Source organism: Sneathiella sp. (assembly GCF_047631475.1).
GTDB lineage: Bacteria > Pseudomonadota > Alphaproteobacteria > Sneathiellales > Sneathiellaceae > Sneathiella.
In genome coordinates this window covers 17265-38438 of sequence record NZ_JBLHZT010000002.1, presented here as the reverse complement: position 1 = coordinate 38438, position 21174 = coordinate 17265, and the positions used below count along the sequence as shown (strand labels likewise).

Genomic DNA, 21174 nt, shown 5'->3' with positions numbered 1-21174 from the left:
CGCTTTGTTTTTTGGCTTGGGGGGGTAAATTCAAAAAGATCTGCCCTGTCTGAAATAAGGGACCCGTTCTGAGAGTTCAAATCTTGACTGTTGCTCGTACTATGCAATGTATACCTCCAACGATCTGATGAGCTTCCCAGATCAACATACTAATCACTTCAAATATTCACTTTTTATTCATTGCACGAATACCTTAACAAACTAATAAATAAAATCATAATTAAATTGATCGATTAAGCCGAATTGTCCGTATTGTCGTTGTGAGAAAGCCATAAGTACTTTCAGCGCGCAAATTTGCAAGCTTGCGCCGTTTGTGAAGGCTTTTGCGGGCTTCTTTGCAGGCATCGAGCAGTCCCGAGAAAAAAGCCTGCCAGTGGGTGCGGAGAAATCGTGGCTTGCCAATAATCAAACTGATAACGAAAGCAAGGCAGTGTGTGCCAAAGGTAAAGATCAAGTAGAGGGGGATCAACAGAGCCGGTACATTTTTTAGGATTACCTGATAGGCATTGCAGGTTGTGAGCCTGACTGAAAAGGCAGAGGCCGTTCCGCCCGATGATGCGCTCCCCATATGATAAACAATGGCGCCGGGCACAAAAATACAACGATATCCTGCCATCTGGGCCCTGAGGCCCAGATCAATATCTTCCATATATGCGAAAAAATCTGGGTCAAACAGGCCGATTTTTTCCAGCATATCGCGTCTGTAAACAGAAGCTGCGGCACAGGCACTCTGGATTTCTGTGACTGCACAGACATTGTTCTGGCGGCGACTCCCCACTTTAAAAGACACGCCAAAAGGATAAAATCCATCGCCCAATGAGTCGATCGTATCGCGGTCGGTGAAATCCATAAGCTGCGAGGCACAGAAGCCCGCTTCTGGATGAGCGTCCATGGTTTTGACAATCGTTTCCAACCAGTTGGGGTCGGTTTCTGTATCATTGTTCAAAGCGGCGATATAGGGGCCCCTGGACTGTTCAATACCGGTGTTTATGGCCGCAGAAAATCCTAGATTTTCAGAATGCCGTAAAATAACCACTTCGGGATATTCTTGTTCCAACAAAGGAATAGATTGATCAACAGAACCATTGTCGACCACATATACTTTAAAATCCTGAAAGCTTTGTGCGCGCAGGCTATTCAGGCAAAGGCGCAGCAGTTTCTCACCGTTCCAGTTGGGAATGATCACCGAGACTGTTTCTTTTTTGTCTGTCATGGGCGGCTCTTACTTTGGACAAGAACAGAATAATTACCGCTCCCTCTCGATAGGATCTGAAGCGCATGATGTAATACTCTAATCGGCCAGGAATGTGCTTTGCGGGTTGCTTCAAAGGACAGGATTTCAAATCCGGCATGGGTAACAAAACCTTTCACCTTTACCGGGTCATAATATCGAAACTGATCATGCCGGCCAAATAGACGTTTCACCCATTGTGTTCGGCTGTTGATAAAGTCGAAATACAAATATCCGCCGGGCTTTAGAAAGGGTGATAAACGCGTGATCAGGGTTTCCATTTCAAGGGCTTTTTCAAACAGAACGTCATGTATGATGATCAAATCAAAGGCTTTTTGCGGAAACTCCACCTCCATCACATCAACCTGCTCAAAAGACGTGTTGGCAATATACCCTTCGTTCAAAAGAAGCTGATAAAAGGGGGCAAATTCAGGCGTGTAATCGATGGATTGAACCTGCTGTTTCTGCAATCGTTCAACGAACAATTCGGTTGCAAAAGGACCACTTCCGACATTCAGAACCGTCAACCCATCTTCCTGAATATGGCGCTTGAGAATGGCCGCCAGGGTTTCAAGCCTTTGAGTGCCGGAAAAAAACCTGTCAAAGTCAGAGAATTTATTGGGCAGGTTCGCCTGCAAGATATCTGCATAGCGATCTACAAAATCAAGATTACACAGGCCCTTCCCATCCTGCCCTTCTGGGGACAATTGCTTATACAACATCCATGTCCCCCCAAGAAAAGGCCCAATTATCGGGATGAGAGGCAACCTTGCCGCGGTCTGTCGAAACACGGGCGACCATACGGAATTGCTTGGGGTTATGGCTTGGCGGTATTTTAAAGAAACCGCACCGTGTCAATGCACGCATTTGGGCGCTGCCCGGGATTTGCTGATCCACAAGGATGGAAATTTTTTCCTCTTTCCTTTTGCAAAGCGCATTGACAAGCAGTGCAATCACCCGCGGGTCATTTCCCTCGACGGATAGATCACAAATCAGTCCGGCCTTTGTGTTAAACAGTTGCCGTGGGCTCATGACGATATACCCAACCAATTGGCCTTGCTGTATTGCTGCATATTTTTGGTATTGATATATTGGGTGCTGACAAAACCGCCAATTCAGTGTTTTTGAATCCCGGTTTAGGCGAATTTTACCGTCACTGGCGAGCCGTTTATTCAAGTCATCAAATCGATCATCGAACCTTTCCAGTTCCTCAATCTGAATATCGTTTCTGAAGCGTAATGAAATAAGGGTGGAATAAACAGAGGCGAGGTTTGCTGCACAGGTTTTTAAAATTTGACTGAAAATGGCGCCTTTTTCAAATGTCAGAAATGAAAAGCCTGGTAAAGGGCGCACCATTAGTTGGGGTTCGAAAACCTGTTGATAGCCCACATGCTTGGACGTCAACATCCGAACGGAACTGTCATTTGGAAAATTTATGGCAAAGTCATTCCCCGCCTCTTCAATGCGCTGATTGTGGGCGGCCATTAGTTGAAAAGGTACGCGGTTCAAGTGGCGCATGGTTTCAGGATCGACCATAAATTCCAGGCCGTGGGCCATCTTTAAGGTCTGTTCGCCTGCCTGGCAGGGCCGCGGGATAAAGCCCGCAAATCCGATGATGGTATCGTCCCGGATTTTCAAGATCCCGGAACCCTCTCCATTTGGATTGTCCCGGAACAACCATTTGAAGAAAGCCGGATTAGTATGGGGATGGTCTGCGCCCCATACTTTTGCCCGCAGGCTGAGCAGGGCGGCGTCATCTTCACCGGGACAATAGAGGCGTTCATGCATGGACGACCTCCCGGCTTTGGGCAAGAACAAGGTTCTGGTACAGAATTTCCGTTTGGGCGACCATTGCCTGCTGAGAAAATTTTTCGTTCAAGAGGTCAAATCCGGCCTCTCCATACTGATGGCAGAGATCAGGGTTAGCCAGAAGATCAGAGATATGTTGGGCGAGGGAATGCGGCTCTGCAGCGGGAACGATCCGGCCGGTTTTTCCAGCAATGATCATTTCGGAAACACCCCCTACATCGGTTGCGACAATCGGCAGGCGAGCCGCCATGGCTTCCAGAAGCGAAATCGGTAGTCCCTCAGATACTGATGATAAAACAAATAAATCGGAGGCAGTTAACAGGGCTGGCACATCTCGTCTTTCCCCGCAAAAATGAACATGTTTTTCCAAAGAGAGTTGGCGTGTCTGAGCGCGAAGGCTTTCCTCCAGTTCGCCGCTGCCAACAACGGCAAGATGCGCGTCGGGATGATTTTTGGCGACAAGGGCGAAGGCGTCAATCAGCGTTTCAATGCCTTTAAACCAGACCAGTCGTGCTACACAGATGATGATTTTTCCAGATCCTTCATTACCAATAATCTCTTGCCGGAAGCTGCTGTCTTCTGCGGCCCGACTTGAAAAACTCTGTAGCCGAATGCCGTTTGGAATGACAAATACACGATTGCGAGGCAGGATGCCTGCGTGAATGACCGCATCTGCAACCCGTTGTGAAACTGTGATTGTCGCATCAATGCCAAGCGCACTGATGATCTTGTCATAAGCCCAGAAAACAAGTTTCTTCCAGCGTTGGGGCATGGCAATAAAACCAAGGTTGTGGGCGGTATTAACAACAATGAGATCGCGGGAAAGGGTGCCGATAATGGCGCCGAGAAGAGCGGCTTTCGACATATGTGTATGCAGAATATCAAAGCCGCCTTCCTTCAGGATATGGCGAAGCTGCCGTAGCGCTTTTATGTCGGCGCGGATATCAAGCAACCGGCTCATTGGAAGAAAGATGATCTTGATGCCTTTGGCCTCTATGGCGTTTTGGTGCTCCGGGTGAAGGCTGTCCGTTATCAGGGTTACGTTCATTCCGTCACTCATCCCGTCGAGCAATGTCATGATATGGTCGGGGACACCCCCAATATCCATACGGGTGACAAGGATTGCAATGCGGATAGGTGTGTTAGCAGAATAACGATTTAGCATCATGTCGTCACTTTATGAGTGGTTCTGTTTTTGCGAGCAAACAATGTGTAGGTCTTGCGCAGTGTATTTCGGTAGAGCATTGTGTCGCGAAAGCCCAGCCAGTCGTATACGCCTCTTATTTTTAAGCAGAAGATGAAATAGGGGTCACTGGCTGAAACTTCTGTTCGGTCAATTCTAAAGGGCTGAGCCTGCGCTTTGTTGACGCCGGAACGGGTTGTAAAGGCGAGGCTGTAGCCAGCATTTTCGACAGCACCGGAAACCTGATCATTTACATCCCCGGTGGGATAGGCAAAGGCCGTGCAGGAGCGTTTGAATTCTGATTCAATATAGGCGCGCGACGCACTGACTTCGTGCTTTAAAGCGGGCATCGCGAGTGTTGTCAGGTTTGGATGTGAACAGCTGTGCGAGCCAATTTCATGGCCTTCTGATACCCATTGATGCAGGGCCTGAACATCCATCATCCGACCAAATTCTTCAGCGTCACTCATCGGCCAGACGGCATTATTTCCACCGATCATGTCAGTGACGACAAATACAATGGCAGTAAATCCATATTTTTTGAGCAAAGGCGCAGCACATTCCAGATTGTCCGCATATCCATCATCAAACGTGATCAAAATTGCCTTCGGGTCGATGGCCTGCTTTCCGGTTCTCATTTTTTCAAATTCATCAACCGTAACCGAGCGATATCCACAGCGCGCCAGATGGGCAAGTTGGCGTTCAAAAGCGGTTTCCCGTACGGTTGTCTCTCGCGAGACAAGGCCCAGTTCGTGAAACGCAAACGAATTGACCCGATGATAAAAAAGAACGCGTAAACCTTTATTTTTTCCGGGGATTAACAAACCGACAGGCATCAACAGACATTTAAGGACCATTTTTATAAACAGCCTTGTGTGCGAAAATAATATGCCTGAGCGGTCCATTTGTATTAGCCTTCTCTTCATTATCGTTTGAAACATTTAAAAAGGCTGCCTGACAGTCCTGAAGCGATCAATCTTTCCTGTGGCATCATTGCGGTTCGGTAACACGCCCCCGTATTCGATTTTGAAAATATGAGAACGAAGCCCTGTACCGTCAAAACTAACGAGCCCCTTCCGCAAATAGGACGATGCGGACAGTCTGAATAATAATGGCCAGATCCAGCCATAGAGACCAGTTTTTGATATAATATAAGTCCAATTGGGTCTTGCGGATCGTCTCCGCCATATTGGCGGTATAAGACATGTTGATTTGTGCCCATCCAGTGAGGCCCGGACGCACGCTCAAACGAAGTCTATAGCCCGGAATTTCCTCGGCGATCTGCTCTACAAATTCAGGCCGTTCAGGTCGTGGTCCTACCAAAGCCATGTCACCGCGAATGATATTAATGAGTTGCGGCAATTCATCCATACGGGTCATTCTGATGAAACGCCCGATGCGGGTTACACGGCTGTCTCCGATACTGGCCCAGCGGGCTTTTCCATCGGCTTCGGCATTCTGACGCATTGATCGAAATTTCAGAACGTCAAACACACGATTATTTTTACCAACTCTTCTTTGGCGGTATAAAATTGGTCCGCCGTCATCCAGTTTAATTGCAAGGGCAACGCCGATCATAACCGGGAGAACAAAGATCACACCGCAAAGCGCAATGAAAATTTCCGCAAGATATTTTGCGCGTCGCGCCAGTGGTTGGCTCTGAACGCGAGCAACCGTCAGGTCTTTATCTTCGGTTTCTGACCAGCGGGCACATTGTTCTATGGTGTTGGAAATGGTGGTGAGTTTGACAGGTAAGCTGCCCGGCTGGTTTGGCTCGCTCTGGGTGTATAGTGCATTTATGTCTCTGGGTGGAAGGTCGACGATAACCTGATCAATATCGTCTTGTTTGCACAGATCCTTCAGAACCGTTCTCAAGTCGTCTTTTGCCAGTTTGCAATCCACGTATTTGTTTCGAACCACTTCAAATTCTGTTGGTGTGGTCTGGCGAATTATATCCATAAAAATCGAATGCATGGCTTCAGAACCGACCAAGGCGACACGGCGTTTTTTGGCAAACCGACGAAAATAGAAACAGACGATCGGGCGGACACAGATTAATTGGGCAAATAGAATGACATGCACCAGCAGAAAATGGAAGGTAGGGACATGGTTGTGCAGTAAACCAGCTGTTGCCATTGGCCACGCTACAAGCAGCCAGGTTAATAATCCCGCTGTTATTCCGCTTTTCAGTAGTCCGATACCGCGCATATATCTGCGTTGATAAAGACCCATTGAAAACAAGGCCGCATGAATTGACAGGCCATAAACGATAGCGGCAACATTTCCCATGATCGGGGTAAATTGAAATCTTGTTGGCGCGTCAATAGCGGAGGTATTCGCAAGCTCGAAAATAGCGTTCGCAAACAGTCCGGTCATCGTTCCGATAACCAGCAGATCCACAAAAAATATCGTTTGTGCTGTACGAGGAATTCTAATGCTTGCGATCTTCATACTAGCCTCCCCCCTATGGACGCATTTCCCAAATTTTTGTTCAGGCCATAATCAGTAAGAAAGTTACAAAACATTACAGAATGTTAAATTAGAATAAATAAAACGCGATGCGTCAACAATAAATTAGTGAAACTGAATATTGAGGGATATGGAGTCTGAGCTAGAAGCGGAATTACCGACCTAGGGTTTCGGCAATTACGCTGCCGACGATTGCATGACCTTCCGCACTCCAGTGCGTGTCATTCGGAAAATAAACATCCTTTTTGCCAGCATGGACTGCGGCTGATAGCGGTGAGAAGACGTCAATGTAATAGCTGCCTGCCTGCTTGGAGAAGACCTCCAGAAAATTGATGGCTTTTGGCGGTAGGCCGGTTTGTATCCACGGGGTATAGACGGATCGTTTGTCGGGGGCAATCAATAGATACACAGGTGATAATCCATTTGCGGCATTGATCACATCATGCATGGCGCATAGGGTTTTTTTTGCGGCAACCTCTGGTTCCATTGGTAAAAAGGCCCGCTCTGTATGCCGAATAATGTCGCTTTGATAGATTAATAGCCGATCAGAGCGTGAACTGGAAAAAAGATCGGACCGTGACAAAGCAACGTCCACTGTTTTACCTGGTTTGAGCAGGCGAAAGCGTAAAGCAAGAGCCCCCCAGGAGAGCCGTTCGTCAAAACTCGCAAAGTCCGTGCGCTGCTTCCAGCGGATGCGCGGGACAGTTTGAGGAGACAGGGTAAGCGCTGGTTGTTTGGGTGGCATGGCGCAGTTCACCTGCTCCATATTTGGGAGCGCGCGACGAAAGATCGTGCGTTCCCCCATTTCCAGGATAATTGCCTTTGGAGGTGCTTTTCGAAAGGTATCTGATTGGAAAAACTTGCGAATCTCTTTCAGTGTTTCAATTTCTACAAAATCAATTGTCAGTCCGGATTTCTCATAAAGTGTATTTTGCCAGGTGATATTATGATCTTTAGGGGTCGAGAATGAATCACCGAAGGTAAGGATCTGGCCTTTTCCCTTCCCGCTCATAAGGTCGTCATACCTCAATACGGTAAAATGATTGTCAGTAAATCCGATACCTTCGCGACGAAAACCATAGTTTTTTTCGGACAAACCACCAATCCGGGTGAGATCCCCGACCGGAGGTCCGAGACTGTTGCCGAATAAGCTGATGCCAATGGCGCATAAGGCCATAACCAGAACGATCAAAATCGAGAAAAGTTTGGCATTGTGGGTGTTTGTTATGGTGATTTCTCTATGCATCTAATTGTCGGCCATCCTAGAATTGGAAATACAGAAATTCGCTGATTGAACTCGCAAAAAGCATGGCGAAGAAGAAAATGCCGGAGACGGAGACAAAGCCCACCATGTTTGGCCGCCAGATGAGAAACCCCTGTTCCTCCACGTTATATTCCGGATCGTTCGAGAGGAATAACTGGTTTGTATTTGGCATTGTCCAGACAATCAAAAAGGAGGCAATTATCATCGGTACCCCAAGGGTCGCCCACTCTCCAATTGCAACATGACCGGGCCCGGAAAAGGAAAAACCAAGGAATTCCAGTACTGGGGCGAAGCTGCCCAGTTCCAAGGCGAAACTGGCAGGCAGCGTTAATCCGTTAAACCCCATGGCCGTTTCCGTCATATTGACAAGCCCTGCAAAATTAGCGGATTTAAAGAAACACCAGCCAAATGAGACGGCTAAAAAGGTCATGATACAGGCGACAGGCGCTGGAATGAGACTGCCCCGGGTGATGCCCAGCATCTGATTGATCCGCGACATGATCACATTGCAGCACAGCCAGAACCCGTTCAAAAGACCCCATAAAATAAAGCCTAAACCCGCACCATGCCACATCCCGCTTAGAAACATTAAGATTATTAGATTGGCAAGATTTCTGGGAAGCGTCACCCGGCTGCCGCCAAGCGGTATATACACATAATCCGTCAAAAACCGGCCCAGGGTAATATGCCAGCGTTGCCAATATTCGCGGATTGATAGCGCCTGATAGGGACTTCTGAAGTTGATCGGCAGGCGAATACCGAACATTAGCCCCAATCCGATGGCCATATCGCTATACCCTGAGAAATCAAAATACATCTGGAAGCTGAACGCGACGAGCGCCCCCCAGGTTTCGACAAAAGTAACGTCTGCGCCGCTATCGCTTGCGGCAAAAACAGCACTGGCGAAGGGGGCTATATTGTCTGCCAGAACCAGTTTCTTGAACAGACCGGCGATGAAAATACTTAAGCCGATTGCAATGCTTCGAGCCTCTGGGCGTGACGCCGTTTTGAATTGTGGCATCATTTCAGAATGATGAACGATCGGACCGGAAATCAGTTGCGGAAAAAAAGCGACAAAGACCGTGTAGTGCAGCAGATCATAGCGGGCCGTTTTTCCGCGATAGGCATCTATAAGATAGGTGATTTGTTGAAACGTGAAAAAAGAAATTCCGATGGGTAGCAGGATGTGAACAGACAGGATCGCGACACCAGTCAGGCTTTCACTTACTTCTGAAAAGAAGTTCATATATTTGAAAAAACCCAGCAAACCGAGATTAAAGACAATCCCAGCCATGAGCCAACTGCGTGAATGCCACTGCCCTATTCGGGTGATCATGCCCGCAACGAAGTGATTTATGCCGATCGAGAAAAGAAGGACGGGCAGAAATCTCACATCCCAATACGCATAGAAGAAAAGGGACGCTATGCTGAGCGCGATCATTCCCCATTCATTGCTGCGCCCGCGGGCGATCCAATAACCGATCCAGGCGATCGGTAAAAACAGGAAAATAAAGCTATACGAATTAAAGAGCATTTATGGTTATCCTGGGTTGGTTAGTGCGGTTGCAAACGGGCTGGTGGGCGCGTCTTGTCTGGCAGGCTGCGGGGTAATATGGCCGCTGCGGCCAAGAATACGCCAAAGAATATAATAGAGATGGTGTAGCCCAAAATATTGGCGACGGTCATGCCGCTGAGCAGATAGGCGAGAACCCCCCCCAAGGACCCAAGCGCCAATGTACGTGTCTTGACGGAGAGTGTTTGCCGCAGGATTTTTCGTATGATGCTGAAATATCTGAACAACATGAAAAAGAAAGCTGTCAGGCCGACCAAGCCGGTTTCGGCGGCAAGGGTGACATAGATATTTTCGACCGTTGTTACCAATTCTATTCGTTTCCAATGATATTCGTACATTGGACCGATCTTGTTTTCTCGAATGGATTTAACGTGATGGGAGGGGTAAGCGCCATAGCCGATCCCGAATAGGGGATTTTTCTGGAAAATTGCTAAACCGTTCTGCCAAAGCTGAAACCGAAGGGAAACATTTTCAGTGCCTTGAATTCGATCCATCAATTTTTGATCGATAATCCAGGGAGACGCGCTAATGGATAGAATTGTTAAACAGGTGATACCAACCATGACCCATTTTCGCAGCGGCTTTTCAAGGACTGCGAGGACAAAGATCGTAACAATCAGTGCCAGCGTAGGGCCGCGTGAAAATGTGACAACATAACCGGCAAAAACGATAATGATTGCCAGCCCATACATTAACCGCCGTCCTAATGGTTTTTGATTTACAAAATTGAGAATGGCGTAAGGCATCATCATTATCATGAAGGCAGAAAATTCCAGTGGTTGGGTGAAGAAACTGAACACACGGTAGGGCTGTTCAAGGGTTTCTCGTTCCCCCGCCACCAAATACCAGAGAAAAAAATCATCTTCCGGAGACACTTCTGGTGCAAAATAAAGCGCGACAATGTTGGTGTTTGTCACAAATTCATGAACGGCAAGAACACCACAGGCGACCGCTGACAGGAGCAACATATCCAGGAGGCGCTGAAAGGCGTCGATGCTGTTAATTATCCGAACGACAATGAGATACATCAGAACAGGAATAAACCCGGTTTTTATCCACATCTGTATGGCCGAAAGATCCGACGTTCCGATGGTCGTAGTGAAGAGCAGAACAGCGCTGTATAGAAGGAGGGTTTGGGTCAATAACCGCTCGTCCCTGCCAATGTCAATGCGAGCAGGCTTCAGCATTCCTTTTAGAATGACTATGCTGCAAAATATGGCCATCAACAGCAGTGCCAATGGCACAGGCGGTAATCCAGGAATGGGCAATCGTATGTAGGGCGGGATTAAAACCTGCGCAACGGTGACAATTATCAGCGAGACAAGCGGTCGTTCGAAGCTGAGCCAGACAAATGCTATACCGGCTGCAAGTAATCCCAGAAGGGCGCCAACGAATATTGGGTTTGTGATGGCGAAAGCGAAAGCAATCAGTCCGCCCAAAATGACCAATGTCAGGACCAGATATCTCTCCGTTCCGCGATTTTCTGCCCATTGGGTCATTGGTTATTCTCTTGCAGATGCCATGGGTCTCAATCTCCAACAGATGAATTGGGGTGAACAGGCCACTTAGAAGTTGGTCGCAATGTGGCCGTTTGGGTGCCATCATCAGCGGCCGTCCCTGCATCCTGTAATGCGGGTGAGGCGGGTTTTCCAGAAGGCCCGGACTGTCCCGGCATCTTGTTATTCGATGTGGCGTACAGGCTTCGGATGCGGAATACCCATTCGGTAATCAGGGCGGCTGCCATCGCCAGCATTAACGATAGAAAAAAACCGGTGATCACAAGAAACAACCGCGAGGGTTTCAGGGGATGATATGGAACGGTCGGGGCATCAATAACCTGAGTCAGGATTTGATTGTCGCGATCAAAAAAGGTCTCTCGATCTTTTGCGGCCTTGCTGTAAGTTTCATACGAAGCCGCCAGCACACGGGTCTGACGGGACAGCCAATCGTAGCGGGGTTGAATTTTCTGTAGGTATTCAAGTCTGGCCCGGTCTTGTTCGATCACATCACTTAAACGCTCAAAATCGCCGCGCAAAGCCTCACGCAGGCTTGAGATCTGTTTGTCCAATCGCAGGACATCGCGCTGGTTTTCCGTGTAACTCGCTGCCAGCCGGATCCGCTCGATCAGTAAACCGTTAAGGGTGGTGATTTTCTCAAGAATTTGCGGCGGGGCGGCAAAACTGGTTACTGTAAATTCCAGCCTGTCTGCATTTTTGCTAGCCGCTTTTAGGGAGTTTATAAGGGGGGCAAAACTATCCAGTCGGGTGAGGATCTGCGCTTTCTCAGCCTCGATATCAAAGACGTTTTTTTCGGCCATAAAATCTGCCAGGGCCTGCTCTGCTTTTGCCAGTTCCGTACTGAGCTTTTCGGCCTGTTGCAAATAGACGGTTGCCCCCTCAGAGGTAGACCGCAATTTGGCTAGCCGGGTCCGATAGATGTCGATAAATGTTTCTAGGACGACTTGAGGGACCGCGGGATTTTTTGAAGTGAAGCTCACTTCAATTACCTGCGATTTACGAACGGGGAAAATCTTGAGATTGTCTTCGATGAGTTTGATGCGCTCATAACGCTTGTTCTCAGGTTCGATCAGCTTCATTTTGACAAGTAAGGTGTCCAAACCACGCAGGAAAAAATCGGCCACACCAACTATCATGCGGATATACCATTTAGAGGAGGGTGTTCGTTCAAAAATCCAGGGGGGTACTGTATCCACTAGTTCCTCGACAAGGCTTTTGGTTTGCATCAGTTCAACTTGGGATGCCACAAACTCCGAGGGTTGGATTATGGCCAGATTGTTCTTTTCTTCTGATTGGGAGGTATCGAGGCGCGGTGAGGCCAGTGTGACATAGATGGTCGCCTGAGATTCGAATTTTTGGGGCTTAAGATAGGCGCCGACGATAGCCGCTAAGAAACAGACAATAAAAAACACCAAAAACAAACGCCGCCTTCGCGAGATGGTTTCGCCTAATTGAATAAGCAGTTCGTTAAAATCCATACCAAGCCCTATAATCCGTTGTTATTGGCGAATTACTTCTGGAAACTGATTTAACCCTACTGTCTATAATGAACTATATCTAATTTAGACAAAATAAAAATAAAAATAATTATTGGCCATAAAGGGGTTGCGATAGAAATTTATTTGAGATTACCCTGTATTATCGGCGCAGGTACTTTGATTTCAACAACAGCAAGAAGGTTTGTTTTTCTTGTTTGGACCCTTTGTCAACGGCATGAGGGACTGACCTGCAAGACACTATAAGGCGCCACAAAATAAGACGCCGTAAAAAAGGCGGGTACGATTTCGGTAAAGTGTCGATCTGGGGGAATTCTGGCGGGGCATATGATTAGTGAAGCTGAAAGCATAACGCACCAACATTTACTGAGCGTTTTGAATACTGAACTTGCAAAATTGGAACTGGCCGACACGGTTCGGGTTCTTGATATTGGTTGTGGGGATGGCCATCTGATCAAGTATTTGACAGCGAATATCGGCGTTCTTAATCCGGCGATGAAATTCGAGATATATGGATTTGATGTTGACGATCATGGTGTGCAATCAGAAGGGTATTTCGCACAGACCATCGCCCTGTTGGAAGAAAGCTTTCCGAACATTCCCTGGCAGGAAAGGCTGCGGGTAATCTCAGCGGATGAGCCGTGGCCTTATCCGGATGGATTTTTTGATATTGTCCTGTCCAATCAAGTGCTGGAACATGTCGCAGACCATCCGATGTTTTTTGCCGAAACATACAGAACTCTGCGTGATAATGGCATTGCGGTGCATCTTTTCCCGTCAAAACATTGTGTGTACGAGGTTCACCTGCATTTACCCTGGGTCCACAGAATTTCGAACCATGATATGCTGGTCTCCTATATCCGTCTTCTTAGCTGGCTCGGCCTTGGAAAATACAAACACCATAATAAAAAGAGCCCCCTTTCTGTTGAAAAATTCGCACAACGCCATGCTGACTACATTTTCTTTTTCACGAATTATTTAACCTGCAGCGAGTTATATAAACATGGCAAAAACCATCATTTGCCCACGACCTTTCGATATTCGAAGGAGTTCTATAGTGCGAAGCTGCGTTCCATCTTTGGGTTGAAACCGATTTATATATTCAACAAAAACCGATCTGTTTTGGTCGACTGGTTGTCCGTATTTTTCCTAAGATATGTATCGGCGGTGACCCTTGTTCAGCACAAAATTCAAAGATATACCGATCAGGACTAGCCCATTAAAAAAACGGCCGAACGATTTGACCTCTCTTTATATGTGCAAGATATTTCCTTTTGACTCAGGTATTTACTCCCATAATCAAGAGGTGCCTATCTTGTACATTGTAAGTGTTCATTATCTTTCAAAACAGTTTTTGAAGGGTGCGAAGAGTCGCCAAATCGGATTAGAGAATATTGACTGCCGGTTCAGGGAATGAGTTGAGAGCAGGGTGCATATATCGCTTGAATGTTAAAGAAAAACTGCCATTTTTTCAGTGATTACACTGATGTTTGGCCAAGCATGCCGGGTGGATTGGCCTTGCAGGCTTTTGCATTTGGAAACGCCGCTCTCAGATAAAGAGAGCGGCGCAACATCCGTTGGCTCCAGACTTATTCCATAAACAGATTGCCATCAATTCCGCTGTTTGGTGACAAGTAGCGGTCCTTAGACTTTCTCTGACTGTCAGGCTTTCCTAAAATCTTGTGGAATGCCTGATAATGCCCCATTTTTCTTTCAAAGCTGCTTACATATAGATGTCGGCAGGTCAGAAGATACGTGACGGCATTTCTGATATAGCAGCTGTTTCCTTGTTTATCGTTCCCCATTTTGGCGTAGAAATATCCGCGATATCCGGCTTCTTCACTGATGGCAGCAATCAGCGCGCGTTCTTTTTCGAGGTTCCATTCATTTCCGTTATAAGAATTTGCAAAGAGGGGCAGAAAACCGCGTTTTTCACCGGTTAGTTCCAGATCAAAATCCGAAATATCTGCGTATTTTTCGCTTAGATATAGATCGGTTGCGGGCGTCTCTGCTTCAACGCTGGGTTCATGGTCATCGAAGTATCGTGTCCGGGCGTAAAGACTAATGGCGTCGTCATTTGTCAGTTTGGTGAAGCCATTATTGTCATGGGGGGCTTTGCGCATATAGTGTTGCGTATCGTTTGAACGCCGAACGGTACTGCCCGTTGCAGGTGGATGAGACATTGTTGTAATCAAAATCTGATCGATCAGGTCGGTCTTCTGTAAAAGCGCCGCCTCGAATTTTGAATAGTCTTTTTCCATTGCAAAGTCAGGAAGGCCCTCATGAGCCTTGCTTTTCTTGTCGACCATCATGCTATAGCCTTCAATGCACAATCCTTGTGTGCAGGCTTGTTCCTGTGTCAATTGGTCGGCAGGAATATGGACAAACCGTTTTGTTTTCGGGCAAGGAGTAAAATAATAAACGCCGCCGCCTGAATAGGCGTAGGCATATTGATCTATGCCTGTCGGCGTCGCAATAATCCGTCGCAAATCAAGAATAATTGGCATCTGGCGAACGAACAGATACATATATAGCAACCGTTTGTTTTCATAATAGGATATGACATTGCCCGCAGCGGTTTTTGGAATGTAGTACCATTCGGTTTCCTGAAGCATCTCGTTCATGTGCTCGGCGGCGGGATTAAAGCCGTTGTCGACCTGATCGGTACAAAGGTGAAAACGTCCGTCCTCATGGGCAAGTTGGGAATAGTCAAAATTCAGGTCATCAGCAGGGCCGCTTCTCTCATACGGTAGATCCACCATATCCGTAAAAATGGCCTTGATATAGGCAGAAGAATACCAGGCTAATTCTACATATATTTCCTGCATGTCGCTTTCGGTCATCACGGGAAACTCTTTTGAAATCACATGTGACGTGACGTAAAAATCATCGTAAAAGGACAGTCTTTTAACGGTGAGGGCCCGACAAAGCGTAAGATACCGCAGCGTGCTGGTTTCAGAGAAATAAACCCGCTCGAATTTGGTCGTCATATAGCTGGCAGGAACGTCCTGTACATTTTTCCAAACTTCTTCAAGTGATTTTGGCTCGGCTGATGCAAAACCGGTCATCGTTGAAAGAGTTAGGGTTGAAATGATTTCCAGAACAGTTTCGTACGCTTTTTTAAACGCTGGCATGTTATCGAGTTCAAGGGTCGGGCAGATATCCTGCGCAGGGATTTCAGGTATTTTCAAATCAAATGTCGTGAATTTATGGGAAATCTGCTTACTGATCTTTTTCATGGCAGGGGATTGTTTTGAAGACACCGTCTTTTGACTGGTTTGCGCCATGAAATCGATGACGTTAATGCCGTTGCGTTTGTATTCGTCAGCGGCTGCGGCAAGATCAGCGGGGTCAAACTCTTTGATAACCGCCGCGTATAAATCGGCAACAAATGGGACGCGGAACTGACAGGAGGCATCGCCGTTAACCGGGTCCAGTCTATGCAAATCACCGGCAATCAAGGCATTAACGGCCTCATATTCGCAGGCCTTCATGAAATTGTCGTCAGGGCCAGACAGACTAGCAAAGATTTTGTGACTTTCTGCTACGACAGCCTCGACAAAGGTTCTGTAATCATCAATTCCCTTGCCAGCCTGAAAACAGCGTTCCAGCTGATCAGAAAAAATACGATCGGAGGACGCGGAAGCTGCCAAGGCGGGTGTTCCAGATGCCACGGGCGAAGCAGGACCCGATTTTGCTGCTTTTTCAACGGCTTGGGCAAGTAGTGACGTCACTAACGAAATATCGTTCCGAATTTGCTCAATGTGATTATCGTCATAGGTCCCTTTTTGTTCGAGGCGCAAATTCTCCTCGTGTGCGTGAATGACCGCTGTCATTTCCGCGATGAAGTTTTGCACGTCCCGAGCCGTTTTCGATGAGGAGAGGAACGTCTTGGCGTCTCGTGATTTTAGGTTTCTTAGGGTTTTTTGATTACATTTGATGGTTAGCTTGGCAGGGGCTGCGGCCAATGGGTCGAACGGGGCTGGTCGGTTGATTTCTTTTCCCTCTTTAAGGGTGGCTAATTGTACCGCGACATAGGGCGGTATGTGATCGTGCGCGACGGTTTCGACCAGATAACGACTTCCGTCGGCGCTCTGATCTGATCCAAGGAGATAATCGACGGCCTCAATATTGCGGTGGAGTTCGCGTAGACCGGCGGATTTCGAAAAACGGATCAGGTCTTCCAGCTTTCTGATTTCCCCAATGGGCTGAAGTAAATCTTCTTTATTGTCTCGAACGACGCAATTCGCCAGCGCCCAGCGGAAATCTTTTACAATCTGACTGGGAAGTTTTTTTAAAGAGAATTTCTTTGCTTTTCGGTCAGGCACCCCAATACTCGTCAGGATTTTCTTGAGAGCTTCTTTATAATGTTTGAAGTCTTCAGGCGTTTCTTTGCCCGGTTTTTTGAATTTCTTGAAGGTTTTGGATAATATCCCAAAGTATTTGTTGTAAACGAAATCCAACGCTTTCTGTTCGGCTGTTCCCTTTTTTTTGGTCTCCAGCATGGCTCTGACCTGATTGTCAAGGGGACCTCCCATCAACTCTGCCAGAATGGGGGCGAAGACATTGTCTGGCCATAAGGACTTGGCCGCTTTTTGACCTTTTTTGTTCCAAAAATAAATGGGACGGTCATTTTCGTTACTCGCAATTCGTGTCAGCCACATAATCATGACCTTGTGTTGCGGTTCTAAATTAGATTCGCCAAATTCTCGCGTAAAATCTTCAATAATATTTTCTAATGTCATGAATAATCCATGCCTTTACTACTAAAATCTAAGTAAAAACAGGACGGGAATAGAGAAATAATGTGATTTAATTCAACTTATAGATAATAATATGAGATGTTGCTCATAGTACGCGTTTGTACGTATTTTCAATTTTTCAGGCTGGGTTCATCCTAATGAATACGCTGTAGGTGCTGTTCCGCTGAAAACAAGAAAATCAAGAGAGCAAAAACATATTGTTTTGATCTCGTGGGAGAACGGTTCGTCACTTGCATATTCGCAGTAGAATTTCGTGCTGAAATCCGGGAGGGATTTACGATGAAGCATTGGCTTAAAGGACTAACGAGCGGCGCAATAACAGGGTGCCTGGCTTTGGGAGCTGTCGCGGTTGGAAATGTTAATAACACCCACGCGTTCGAAAGAGTTGATGGTGAAAAGGTTCTGGTGGTGGCTGGCCGGCAGCCCGTTGATACTCTGGATCCGAGTATTAAATACAATGCCTCTATCCGGATGATGCAGCAGGCCCTGTATGACGGTTTGGTCAAATATGAGGGGACACCGCCCAGAGTCGTTCCCTGGTTGGCGGAAAGCTGGGACGTGAGCGAAGATGGTAAGAGCTGGACATTTAATCTGGCCAAAAATGCTAAATTCCACAACGGAGATCCGGTAACGGCCGAGGCTGTTGCTTTTTCTTTTAAGCGAACGATGCAGATTAATAAAGGCCCCTCATGGATGCTCGCCGGTTTCTTGAAACAAGAAGGGATTGAAATCGTCGACCCCCATACCATCCGGTTTAATCTCGAAAAACCGTATGGTGCGTTTCTTTCGTTTTTGCCTTGGTGGTACGTTATGAACCCCGCGCAGATCGCCGCAAATACGCAAGAGGGTGATCTGGGTCAGAAATGGATGATTGAGAATGAGGCGGGTAGTGGTCCTTATCGGCTAAAACGCTTTAAACAAGGAACACTTTACGAACTCGAGAGAGTAAAAGACTACTGGAAAGACGGGGATACCGGCGCCAATATTCGCGGTGTTGTATATAAACTTATTCGGGAGTCATCAGCACAACGAGCCGCTTTGCTCAGGGGTGAGGCTGATATCGTTCTTGGGCTGTCACCGGATGAATTTGATCAGGTTTCGAAAACGAAAGGGATCAAAACATCCACTGAACCGGCACTGACCTCCTTTGGACTCAAGTTTAATACCAAGGGAAAATACATGTCGGACAAGAATTTGCGAAAAGCCGTCGCCTTTGCTTTTGATTACGACAGTTTACTCAAGATTTTCAATGACAAGGCGGAGTTGCAAACCAGTCCGTTTACAGATGGAATTAAGGGAAAAATCAGCGTTGAGGAAATCCCGCGATACAATGTGGTAAAAGCCAAGGAATATCTGGCGAAATCCAGCTATCCAGAGGGCGGCATTACTTTGGACTATGTCTATGTTCAAGGCTTTGAAGTGACCCGCAAAATGGGTTTGGTTCTTATCGACAATCTGAAGGCGCTGAACATTTCGGTCAATATGGTGCCTCTGACATGGCCTAATATTGTTGCACGAGGATCAAAACCGGAAACGGCTGCCGACATTACGGCGATTTTCACAACGCCGGTTTCCATAGATCCGGATGCAGTGGCCTATCAATATCATCCGAATTCATGGGGTAAGTATTACGGATCGCACTTTTACGATAATCCAAAAGTCACTTCGTTGATTGAGCTGGCCCGTAATACAACAGAATGGGAAAAGAGGGCGCCACTTTACGCAGATATTCAGCGTATGATTGTGGATGATCAGCCTGAAATCTTTGGCATGATGAGGAAACGGCTCATTGCCTACAGGGATTATGTAACAGGATTTACATATAGCCCGGTCCGAATGGCAGCAGAAATCGATTTATACGGCCTGGGTATTGGTAAATAACGCTTCAGGTGATCAGCCGGACCTGTCCGCAGGTCCGGTTTTTTTTGGGAACTGATATGGTCAACATGGTTCTGAAACGCAGTGTCTTAATGGTCGGGATGCTTTTTGGCCTCCTGGTCATAACCTTTTTTATTTCGCATGTGACCCCAGGGGATCCGGCCGCCTTGGCGGCGGGTCCGGATGCGACATCGGAAATGATTGACCAGATCCGTAAAGAAAGAGGATTTGATAAATCAATACCCGAGCAGTTCTTCATTTATACGACAGGCATCTTGCGGGGGGATCTGGGAACATCAATTCATACAACACGGGAAGTATTCGATGATATCATCACGTATTTTCCCGCAACATTTGAACTGGTATTGTTTTCAATAACCTTGTCTATTCTCATCGGAATTCCCCTTGGGGTGATCTCCGCAGTTCAGCAGAATAGTTGGATTGATAACTGCATACGTATTTTAAGTTCGTCCGGTGTGGGGCTTCCCATGTTCTGGCTGGGCCTCATGTTACAACTCTATTTTGGACTGGAACTGGGATGGTTTCCTTTAGGGGGGCGACTGGATCTTATGACAGATCCGCCGACCACGCTTACCGGGATGTATACGCTGGATGCCTTGCTGACCTTTGAGTTTGCAGTCTTTTTTGAAGCGCTTCATCACTTGATTTTGCCGTCTATCGCTCTCTGTTTTCCGGCACTGGCTTCGATTATTCGGGTCAATCGGGCCGAAATGCTGGAAACCTTAAATCAGGATTATATCACGAACGCCAAAGCGCAGGGTATTTCAGCGACGCGGATCGTTTATCTCTATGCGCTGAAAAATGCCATGTTGCCGTCATTGGCCCTGATCGGGCTTCGGTTTGGATGGATGCTGGGCGGAACAGTTCTGATTGAAACCGTTTTTGATTGGCCGGGACTTGGCCTCTATACGGTTCAGGCGGCGACCGCGTCAGATTTTGAACCTGTCATTGCAGCGACGCTTGTTCTTGGGGCGTGGTTCATGATTGTCAATTTTGTCATTGATTTACTATACGGCTGGCTGGATCCCCGTATTGCTCAAAAGGCTTAGGGGGTTGAGACATTGAGTGACATCCTTGAAAAACCAGATCACTTCAGTTGGCAGGATCGCCATGCGAGCAAAATCCGGACCTTTCGGCTATATGCAAAAACATTTTCAAGCAATGGCTCTGCCATGTTCGGGTTGGGCATCATAACGGTTTTTATGTTCTTCGTTATTTTTGGTCCTTTCATTGTTCCTTATCCGGAAGATGCGATGGGGGCGGTGCATTTGTCTAAAAAACTTCTCCCGCCAAGTGCGGAACATTGGTTTGGGACAGATGAAGTTGGAAATGATGTCTTCACCCGTGTGGTGATCGGGGCGCAGATTTCTCTTCAGATTGGTGTGATTGTAACCGGCATTGCCATGCTCATCGGTGTGCCACTGGGCATTATCGCGGGTTTCATGGGCGGATGGATTGAAGAAATCATTATGCGGGTAACCGATGTGTTTCTGTCGGTCCCGGGTCTTATTCTGGCCATTGCGATTGCCGGGGTTCTGGGGCCGGGTATCTTTAATGCCATGCTCGCACTGTCACTGGTATGGTGGCCCGGATATGTGCGCTTGATACAAGCGAAAACCCTATCCCTAAAAAATGAAATCTATGTCGAAGCGGCCCGCTCTATTGGGGCTAGCCGACTTAGAATAGTGTTCGTTCATATTCTGCCTAATTGCATGTCCCCGATTGTCGTCAAAGGCAGTATGGACATGGGGATGGCCATTCTTGGGGCCGCCAGCCTTGGATTTCTGGGACTGGGAGCGCAACCACCCTATCCAGAGTGGGGTGCGATGATCAGTATTGGGCGCAACTACCTTCCTGACTGGTGGTGGTATTCAATGTTTCCCGGTCTGGCCATCTATTTCACGGTTCTGGGGTTCAACCTGTTGGGGGATGGCCTGCGGGATATTCTTGATCCCAGAGGGAGGGAATAG

At 47.2% G+C, this 21174-nt stretch carries 15 protein-coding genes; 4 read left to right on the top strand and 11 right to left on the bottom strand.

The genetic code is table 11. The features are described 5' to 3' along the window. Positions 1 to 220 precede the first annotated feature (220 nt). The 10 genes from ACJAYR_RS01040 to ACJAYR_RS00995 form a co-directional block, all read right to left on the bottom strand. A complete protein-coding gene (locus ACJAYR_RS01040) occupies positions 221 to 1213 on the bottom strand; it encodes a glycosyltransferase family 2 protein (protein ID WP_415234878.1) in 993 nt (330 codons plus the stop codon). After that, positions 1210 to 1953, bottom strand: a complete 744-nt coding sequence (locus ACJAYR_RS01035) for a class I SAM-dependent methyltransferase (protein ID WP_415234877.1) — start codon at positions 1951 to 1953, stop codon at positions 1210 to 1212. The genes ACJAYR_RS01040 and ACJAYR_RS01035 overlap by 4 nt, the downstream gene beginning before the upstream one ends. Further along, positions 1943 to 3019, bottom strand: coding sequence for a hypothetical protein (locus ACJAYR_RS01030; protein ID WP_415234876.1), 1077 nt, complete (start codon positions 3017 to 3019; stop codon positions 1943 to 1945). The genes ACJAYR_RS01035 and ACJAYR_RS01030 overlap by 11 nt, the downstream gene beginning before the upstream one ends. Then, positions 3012 to 4208 (bottom strand): glycosyltransferase, encoded by a 1197-nt coding sequence (locus ACJAYR_RS01025; RefSeq protein ID WP_415234875.1) that lies wholly within the window; start codon positions 4206 to 4208, stop codon positions 3012 to 3014. The genes ACJAYR_RS01030 and ACJAYR_RS01025 overlap by 8 nt, the downstream gene beginning before the upstream one ends. After that, a complete protein-coding gene (locus tag ACJAYR_RS01020; protein WP_415234874.1) occupies positions 4205 to 5080 on the bottom strand; it encodes a polysaccharide deacetylase family protein in 876 nt (291 codons plus the stop codon). The genes ACJAYR_RS01025 and ACJAYR_RS01020 overlap by 4 nt, the downstream gene beginning before the upstream one ends. A gap of 205 nt (positions 5081 to 5285) precedes the next feature. Beyond that, positions 5286 to 6674, bottom strand: a complete 1389-nt coding sequence (locus ACJAYR_RS01015) for a sugar transferase (protein ID WP_415234873.1) — start codon at positions 6672 to 6674, stop codon at positions 5286 to 5288. Positions 6675 to 6846: 172 nt separating this feature from the next. Continuing rightward, on the bottom strand, positions 6847 to 7938 hold the full coding sequence (locus ACJAYR_RS01010; protein WP_415234872.1) for a hypothetical protein: 1092 nt from the start codon (positions 7936 to 7938) through the stop codon (positions 6847 to 6849). Between the two features lie 16 nt (positions 7939 to 7954). Beyond that, complete coding sequence (locus tag ACJAYR_RS01005) at positions 7955 to 9490, bottom strand: MBOAT family O-acyltransferase (protein WP_415234871.1); 1536 nt, start codon at positions 9488 to 9490, stop codon at positions 7955 to 7957. Positions 9491 to 9510: 20 nt separating this feature from the next. Beyond that, a complete protein-coding gene (locus tag ACJAYR_RS01000; RefSeq protein WP_415234870.1) occupies positions 9511 to 11028 on the bottom strand; it encodes an O-antigen ligase family protein in 1518 nt (505 codons plus the stop codon). A 29-nt stretch (positions 11029 to 11057) separates the two neighbouring features. Further along, the gene (locus tag ACJAYR_RS00995; RefSeq protein ID WP_415234869.1) at positions 11058 to 12524 is read right to left on the bottom strand and encodes a GumC family protein; all 1467 of its coding nucleotides are present in this window, start codon (positions 12522 to 12524) and stop codon (positions 11058 to 11060) included. A 345-nt stretch (positions 12525 to 12869) separates the two neighbouring features. Between ACJAYR_RS00995 and ACJAYR_RS00990 the strand changes: the two genes are divergently transcribed. After that, positions 12870 to 13757 carry a class I SAM-dependent methyltransferase gene (locus ACJAYR_RS00990; protein WP_415234868.1) on the top strand — a complete coding sequence of 296 codons (888 nt, stop codon included), beginning with the start codon at positions 12870 to 12872 and terminating at the stop codon, positions 13755 to 13757. Between the two features lie 374 nt (positions 13758 to 14131). On the opposite strand, the gene ACJAYR_RS00985 is transcribed toward ACJAYR_RS00990, so the two are convergent. Further along, entirely contained in the window at positions 14132 to 17287 is a 3156-nt protein-coding gene (locus tag ACJAYR_RS00985; RefSeq protein WP_415234867.1) for a hypothetical protein, read from the bottom strand. A gap of 297 nt (positions 17288 to 17584) precedes the next feature. Between ACJAYR_RS00985 and ACJAYR_RS00980 the strand changes: the two genes are divergently transcribed. From ACJAYR_RS00980 to nikC, 3 genes are read left to right on the top strand one after another with little or no spacing between them, the layout of a single operon-like run. Further along, the gene (locus tag ACJAYR_RS00980; RefSeq protein WP_415234866.1) at positions 17585 to 19186 is read left to right on the top strand and encodes an ABC transporter substrate-binding protein; all 1602 of its coding nucleotides are present in this window, start codon (positions 17585 to 17587) and stop codon (positions 19184 to 19186) included. Between the two features lie 56 nt (positions 19187 to 19242). Continuing rightward, positions 19243 to 20253: an ABC transporter permease gene (locus ACJAYR_RS00975; RefSeq protein ID WP_415234865.1), complete on the top strand. Its 1011-nt coding sequence runs from the start codon at positions 19243 to 19245 to the stop codon at positions 20251 to 20253. A 12-nt stretch (positions 20254 to 20265) separates the two neighbouring features. Continuing rightward, the gene (nikC, locus tag ACJAYR_RS00970; RefSeq protein WP_415234864.1) at positions 20266 to 21174 is read left to right on the top strand and encodes a nickel transporter permease; all 909 of its coding nucleotides are present in this window, start codon (positions 20266 to 20268) and stop codon (positions 21172 to 21174) included.

What these genes read in the sequence shown, in the direction of transcription:
- ACJAYR_RS01005 (WP_415234871.1), bottom strand. Translation starts at nt 9,490, where the DNA reads ATGCTCTTTAATTCGTATAGCTTTATTTTCCTGTTTTTACCGATCGCC.
- ACJAYR_RS00995 (WP_415234869.1), bottom strand. Translation starts at nt 12,524, where the DNA reads ATGGATTTTAACGAACTGCTTATTCAATTAGGCGAAACCATCTCGCGA.
- ACJAYR_RS01020 (WP_415234874.1), bottom strand. Translation starts at nt 5,080, where the DNA reads ATGGTCCTTAAATGTCTGTTGATGCCTGTCGGTTTGTTAATCCCCGGA.
- ACJAYR_RS01010 (WP_415234872.1), bottom strand. Translation starts at nt 7,938, where the DNA reads ATGCATAGAGAAATCACCATAACAAACACCCACAATGCCAAACTTTTC.
- ACJAYR_RS00975 (WP_415234865.1), top strand. Translation starts at nt 19,243, where the DNA reads ATGGTCAACATGGTTCTGAAACGCAGTGTCTTAATGGTCGGGATGCTT.
- ACJAYR_RS01000 (WP_415234870.1), bottom strand. Translation starts at nt 11,028, where the DNA reads ATGACCCAATGGGCAGAAAATCGCGGAACGGAGAGATATCTGGTCCTG.
- ACJAYR_RS01040 (WP_415234878.1), bottom strand. Translation starts at nt 1,213, where the DNA reads ATGACAGACAAAAAAGAAACAGTCTCGGTGATCATTCCCAACTGGAAC.
- ACJAYR_RS01015 (WP_415234873.1), bottom strand. Translation starts at nt 6,674, where the DNA reads ATGAAGATCGCAAGCATTAGAATTCCTCGTACAGCACAAACGATATTT.
- ACJAYR_RS00980 (WP_415234866.1), top strand. Translation starts at nt 17,585, where the DNA reads ATGAAGCATTGGCTTAAAGGACTAACGAGCGGCGCAATAACAGGGTGC.
- ACJAYR_RS01035 (WP_415234877.1), bottom strand. Translation starts at nt 1,953, where the DNA reads ATGTTGTATAAGCAATTGTCCCCAGAAGGGCAGGATGGGAAGGGCCTG.
- ACJAYR_RS00985 (WP_415234867.1), bottom strand. Translation starts at nt 17,287, where the DNA reads ATGACATTAGAAAATATTATTGAAGATTTTACGCGAGAATTTGGCGAA.
- ACJAYR_RS01025 (WP_415234875.1), bottom strand. Translation starts at nt 4,208, where the DNA reads ATGATGCTAAATCGTTATTCTGCTAACACACCTATCCGCATTGCAATC.
- ACJAYR_RS00990 (WP_415234868.1), top strand. Translation starts at nt 12,870, where the DNA reads ATGATTAGTGAAGCTGAAAGCATAACGCACCAACATTTACTGAGCGTT.
- ACJAYR_RS01030 (WP_415234876.1), bottom strand. Translation starts at nt 3,019, where the DNA reads ATGCATGAACGCCTCTATTGTCCCGGTGAAGATGACGCCGCCCTGCTC.